Here is a 5,352-nt window from a genome sequence, read left to right on the forward strand (position 1 = left end):
GTGGGTGCGCGCCTACGTGTCGATGTGCTTCGGTGACCCGTGGGAGGGGCCGGTCCCGGTCGACCAGGTCGTCGACGTCGCGCAGCGCCTGATGGACCTCGGCTGTGCCGAGCTGAGCCTCGGTGACACGATCGGGGTCGGGACGACGGGGCACGTCCACCGGCTGCTCGAGGCGCTCGACGCTCGCGGCATCGGCACCGATCGGGTCGCCGTCCACTTCCACGACACCTATGGACAGGCGCTCGCCAACACCATGGCCGCGTTGCGCGACGGCGTGTCCGTGGTCGATGCCTCGACGGGCGGTCTCGGCGGGTGCCCCTACGCGAAGTCGGCGACGGGCAACCTCGCCACCGAGGACCTCGTCTGGGCGCTCAGCGGAGCCGGGGTCGAGACCGGGGTCGACCTCGACCAGCTCGTCGAGACGAGCGTGTGGATGGCGGCGCAGCTCGGCCGGCCGAGCCCGTCCAACGTCGTGCGCGCGCTCGCCGGCGGCGACTGACTCCGCGGAGAACGGTCAGGGCGCGTCGAGGGTCGCGCCCGTGATCCGGTGCACCGACCAGGTGCGCTCGACACCCGCCTCGTCCGTCGCGTGGACGCGTCCCCCGTCCACGCGCCGGGGGTGGACGAGGTGGCGCGTCGTGGCTCCGAGCCGGTCGGTCACCCCGATCCAGACGCCGTGGCCGTCGGCCATCGCCTCCCTGAGCAGCGCGAGCGTCACGACGGGGTCGGTGGTCGGAATGGCCGGACCCGGCCGGCTCGCGTCCTCCACCCGGCGCTCGTCGGCGCTCGCCTCCGCGGCGCGCAGCCCCGCGACGAGCGCGGTCGTGAAGGACTCGTCGACCGGTGTCGTCGTCGGGGGTGCGACCCGGCGTCGCGGTCGGGCTCTCCGCTGCTCTGCGCCGGCCACGACGACGCCTCCGTCGAGTCCTTCGACGACGGGCGCGAAGCCGTGCTCCCGCAGCATCTCGACGAGCACCCCCGGGTCGGCCGGTGACACGAGGACGGTCGGAGCCAGGCGCCGCAGGCGCAGGGCGGCGAAGTCTCGCGTCGCGAGCATCGCGTCGAGGACGGCCTCGTCGTCAGAGCGGACGTATGCCGCTGCGCCTCCCACCCGGGTCGCACCGTGCTTGCGCGCCACGTCCGTCACGAGGTACTCGAGGGGCTGGGGCAGGGGAGTGCGGCTCGCTCTGCGGATCGTGTCGAGGACATCGGCGGCCGTCCAGCCGGCATCGAGGGTCCGGCGGATCGAGTCGGACGAGAAGCGGTGGACCGTGGCACCGCCCCGGGACTCGATCTCGGAGGCGAGGCGCATGAAGGCTGCCAGGGATCCCTCGAGCGGCCCCGGTGCGACGGCCGTGAGGTCGGCCTGCACGAGGATGTGGTCGACCGGGGCGGGCAGGAGGGGCGACATCGCCGCAGCCACCTCGTCGAGTGGCCCTGCCGCCCCCGGGCCGGTCGCCCCGGGGCTGTGGACGCCGGGGCCACTCGACGAGGGCGTCGCGTCGGCCGGCCCTTCCATCCCCAGGAGGGCGCGACCGGGGGAGGAGATGGCGCCTCGACCGGTGACGCCGAGCCACTCGGCCTCGCGGAGCACCCCAGCGATGGCCTCGCCGAGGGGCCCGGCCGCCCGCAGCGGACGCCGCCAGCGGAGCCGTTCGCGGATCGAGGCCGGGTCGGCTGCCGTGCCGGGCTCGAGGGAGGCGAGCTCGGCCAGCACCTCGCGGCGGATCCCGCGGATCGCCGGCCACTGCACGTCCGGTCCGAGGGCGTTCGCCGGGGAGTCCCCGATGCGTGTGCCGACGAGGTGTGCTGCGCGCGTCGACGTGAGCCAGGTCCGTGCGACGACCGCCCAACGGTGGCCGGCCTCGCTCGCCGACCACTCGTCCAGGTCGGGCGTCGGAGCCCAGACGGGCGCGATCTCTCCGTCGTCGCCGACGAGCCCAGCGGCATACGACACCTCGATGACGAAGGCCGCGCGCTCGTCCTCGACGTCGAGGGCCTGCCGGGCGAGCTTGAGGTCACGGACGGAGAGCCCGCCGGCGCGCAGGACCCGGGGCGGCTCGGTGCCCCAGGCCGCCGCGAGCTCGTCGATCCGGGACAGCAGGTCGTTGGCGGCGCCGCCGGCGACGGCGTCCACGACCCGGGCCGAGACGTCCCGGCCGCGCAGCTCCGGCGCCCGCAGGCGCGACGACCGATGCAGTCGCCCGCCGCGCAGCAGCAGGCCGACCTCGCGGGGGAGGGCGACCCGCTCAGTGCCGGTCGCCACGAGCAAACGGTGCTCGAGGAGCCATTGCAGTGCCGTCGTCCCGGTCGTGCCCGTCGGCCCAGTGGTCCCCGTCGGACCGGCCGTCCCGGTCGGACCGGCCGTCCCGGTCGGACCGGCCGTCCCGGTCGGCCGGACCCCGACGGCCGGACCCCACGTGAGACGGTCGAGGACGGCGCGGGAGGCATCCGGCACCTCGCCGAGGGCCGTGCACAACTCGGCTTCGGTCGGGACCGGACCCGCAGGCCGGAGGTCCTGGAAGGACGGCCCGAGCCCGGCCACCGAGGGGCCGAGCACCTCCGGGATGGTCCGCACGACGTGGGTCCCGTCCGAACCCCGCCACAACAGCGCGCGAGCCCACAGGTCGTCGACCAGCCCCTGGACCAGCTCCGTCTCGGTGTCGTCCACCCCGAGCAGCGGCAGCAGGCTCGTCGTCTCGGCCGGTTCGCCTGCGACGACGAGGGCCTCGAGCACCTGGAGCCGCCCCTCGTCGAGGGCCTCGACTGCACGCTGCACGCTCGCCCGGGTCGAGGCGCGCGCAGCCAGGCTCGTCAGGTCGGCGGGTGCCGGACGGGCGAGGTCGGGGCGGGCGAGCACGAGGGCGACGAGCTCCCGGTCGGTCCGCGCACGGATGTCGTCGGCCAGGCTCCGGCCCGTGCGAGCCCGCCGAGTGTTCATGGCCACCCACCCAACCTACGCGGGTCCACTAGCGTTGGAGCATGAGCGCTCTCTTCCCGGAGCCCCCCAGACCCTCCGTCGCCTCCGCGGCGCCCGCACCCACGGGTCAGCAGTGGACGGTCGGGCACGGGCCCTTCGAGGCGACCGTCGTCGAGGTCGGCGGCGGCCTGCGCACCCTGACGAGGGACGGCTCACCGCTCGTGGCCGGGTTCGGCGCCGACGAGCAGTGCCGGACCGGCCGCGGCCAGCAGCTCATGCCGTGGCCCAACCGCATCCGCGACGGTCGCTACAGCTGGGCGGGCAACGATCAGCAGCTGCCGATCACCGAGGTCTCGCGCAGCAACGCCAGTCATGGCCTGGTCCGCTGGGCGGTCTGGGAGCTCATCGAGCACGAGCCCGAGTCCGTCACGGTGGGCTACCGCCTCCACCCCCAGTCGGGCTGGGAGCACCTGCTCGACCTGCGCACCACCTACGTCCTCGACGACACCGGTCTCGTCGTCACGACAGCCGCCCGCAACGTCGGCGCTGCGCCCGCACCCTTCGGCTACGGGGCCCACCCCTACCTCGCGATCGGCGCCACGCCACTCGCCCAGGTGTCCGTCACCGTGCCCGCCTCGACGTGGGTCCAGGTCGATGACCGCCTGCTGCCGACCGGCCGGGCGCCGGTGGACGGGAGCCCGGTCGACCTCCGCGACGGTCGGCCGCTCGGCGAGACCCGACTGGACACCGCCTTCACCGACCTCCGGCGCGACGACGACGGGATGTGGCGCTGCGAGGTGGCCAGCGAGTCCGCGGGCCACGTCGTGCTCTGGGCCGACGCAGCGTTCCCCTGGGTGCAGGTCTTCACCGGCGCGGCAGAGCAGGGCCTCGGCGAGCCCGGCATCGCCGTGGAGCCGATGACCTGCCCAGCCGACGCCTTCAACTCCGGCGACTCGCTCATCACGCTGGCCCCGGGCGACGACTGGACCGGCACGTGGGGGATCTCACCGGCTGCCTGACGGGGTACCTCGCCGGGGACCTCACACCAGACCTCACCCTGAGCTCACCCCCGACCTCGGGTGGGATCGTGCCTGGCTGAGCACGCCGGAGTCCGGCCCACCGCCAGCGGTTAGGCTTGGGACACGCTCGGCCACGTGGCCGGCGCGCATCAGACGAGCAACGAGGTGGACAGTGCCGACTGGCAAGGTCAGGTTTTTCGACGCCGACAAGGGCTTCGGTTTCATCGCGGAGGACGACGGCACTGACGTCTTCCTGCACGCCAACGCCCTGCCGGAGGGTGTCACGTCCCTCAAGAAGGGGACTCGCGTCGAGTTCGGCATCGTCGAGGGACGCAAGGGCGCCCAGGCCCTCCAGGTCCGCGTGCTCGACCCCGCGCCATCCCTCGCGGCCAAGCGCCGCGAGCGGGACCGCAAGCCCGCCGAGGAGATGGTCGCCATCGTCGAGGACGTCATCCGGGTCCTCGACGAGGTGAGCAACGGCCTGCGCAAGGGCCGCTACCCCGACAAGGCGTTCGGTTCGAAGGTCGCGCAGGCCCTGCGCAAGGTCGCCGACCAGCTCGAGGGCTGATCCATGGCACCCACGCTCACACCCCGAAGGGACACGGCCAAGGCCGACGCCGCGCTCCTCGCCGCCGTCGACCTCGCCCGGGCGGCGCTCGAGGAGCTCGCCGAGCCGGGCACCGTCGGCGCGCACACGGGAATGGAGATGCTCGCGGACCGGCTCGCGATGCACTGGTTCGAGTGCACGTCCCCGGGCTACCACGGGTGGCGGTGGGGCGTCAGCGTCACCCGGGTGCCCCGGTCCAAGGTGGCCACGGTGTGCGAGACGAACCTGCTGCCCGGTCCCGACGCCATCCTGGCGCCGGAGTGGCTGCCCTACGCCGATCGGCTCGCTCCCGGCGACCTCGGTGCCGGCGACGTCCTGCCTCGGCGGCCGGACGACCCGAACCTCGTGGCCGGGTTCGAGGCGACCGGCGACGAGGACGTCGACCAGATGGCCTTCTTCGAGCTCGGTCTCGGACGTCCCCGAGTCCTGTCCGCAGAGGGCCGCGACGCCGCCGCCACCCGTTGGTACGCCGGGGACGGGGGCCCCACCTCCGACATCGCCCTCAAGGCCACGGCTCGGTGCTCGTCGTGCGGCTACTTCCTGCCGATGTCCGGGGCGTTGCGCGCGGTCTTCGGTGTCTGCGCCAACGAGTGGAGCCCATCCGACGGGCACGTCGTCTCGCTCGACCACGGCTGCGGCGCCCACTCCGAGACCGATGTCGAGCACCCCCCGCCGATTCCGCTGGGAGAGCCGATCGTCGACGAGTTCGCCGTCGACCTGGAGCCGATGCCTGCGGGGGCGGACCAGTCGGGTCAGGCCGATCAGGGCGACGCAGACCAGGGCGACGCAGACCAGGGCACCGCAGA

Annotated in this window: 4 protein-coding genes and 1 pseudogene; 4 read left to right on the forward strand and 1 reads right to left on the reverse strand. The window is 74.0% G+C overall.

Annotated elements, in window-relative coordinates; all coding sequences use genetic code 11:
• Positions 1 to 499, forward strand: a pseudogene (locus LOY02_RS17595) (hydroxymethylglutaryl-CoA lyase); the annotation flags it as partial.
• A 15-nt stretch (positions 500 to 514) separates the two neighbouring features.
• Here LOY02_RS17595 and LOY02_RS17600 read toward each other — a convergent pair.
• Positions 515 to 2,941 (reverse strand): helicase-associated domain-containing protein, encoded by a 2,427-nt coding sequence (locus tag LOY02_RS17600; protein WP_317183673.1) that lies wholly within the window; start codon positions 2,939 to 2,941, stop codon positions 515 to 517.
• A gap of 41 nt (positions 2,942 to 2,982) precedes the next feature.
• Between LOY02_RS17600 and LOY02_RS17605 the strand changes: the two genes are divergently transcribed.
• The 3 genes from LOY02_RS17605 to LOY02_RS17615 all read left to right on the forward strand — a co-directional run.
• The gene (locus LOY02_RS17605; protein ID WP_317183670.1) at positions 2,983 to 3,939 is read left to right on the forward strand and encodes an aldose 1-epimerase family protein; all 957 of its coding nucleotides are present in this window, start codon (positions 2,983 to 2,985) and stop codon (positions 3,937 to 3,939) included.
• Between the two features lie 172 nt (positions 3,940 to 4,111).
• Positions 4,112 to 4,507 (forward strand): cold shock domain-containing protein, encoded by a 396-nt coding sequence (locus LOY02_RS17610; RefSeq protein ID WP_317183671.1) that lies wholly within the window; start codon positions 4,112 to 4,114, stop codon positions 4,505 to 4,507.
• A gap of 3 nt (positions 4,508 to 4,510) precedes the next feature.
• Positions 4,511 to 5,352, forward strand: an 842-nt coding sequence (locus LOY02_RS17615) for a DUF3027 domain-containing protein (protein WP_317183672.1), incomplete at its 3' end; no start/stop codon positions are given.

This window comes from Intrasporangium sp. (genome assembly GCF_032907665.1).
Lineage (GTDB): Bacteria > Actinomycetota > Actinomycetes > Actinomycetales > Dermatophilaceae > Intrasporangium.